Origin of the sequence: Bacillus sp. JJ664 (assembly GCF_036962205.1) — a bacterium.
Lineage (GTDB): Bacteria > Bacillota > Bacilli > Bacillales > Bacillaceae_G > Gottfriedia.
Genome location: NZ_JBALMS010000081.1, coordinates 30,618 through 31,064 on the forward strand (window position 1 = coordinate 30,618; position 447 = coordinate 31,064).

Genomic DNA, 447 nt, shown 5'->3' on the forward strand with positions numbered 1-447 from the left:
TCTCCAAATACTTTATTTTCAGCATTTTCACGAATCGCACAAGTATTTAAAAGAATAATATCTGCATCCTCCACAGAAGTTGCAACTTCATAACCCATTGTTGTAAAGATACCGGCCATAACTTCTGTATCATGCTCATTCATTTGACATCCGTATGTACGAATTAAAAACTTTTTACCAGCACCTGAATTTCTCATTTCCTCTGGTATTTCAAAGCCTCTATCATACATTACTTCTTCCTTACCACGACGTTTTGCATCAGCTAAGGAAGGAGCTTGATAAACTTTTTCAAAGTACTTACTATAATCTTTATCAGTTTTATCTTTCGAATTATTTATATTAGTGCCTTGAAGGCGTTGTTGTTCATTCATTTAACAATCTCCTTTCATCGCAACATTACACATTACTCTAGTATATAACGTTATTCTACAATATACAATCTAGGTT

The 447-nt window shown here is 33.1% G+C and carries 1 pseudogene; it reads right to left on the reverse strand.

The features are described 5' to 3' along the window. Window positions 1–371 (reverse strand): annotated as a pseudogene (locus tag V7056_RS14105) (tRNA (N6-isopentenyl adenosine(37)-C2)-methylthiotransferase MiaB); the annotation flags it as partial. Window positions 372–447: the final 76 nt, after the last annotated feature.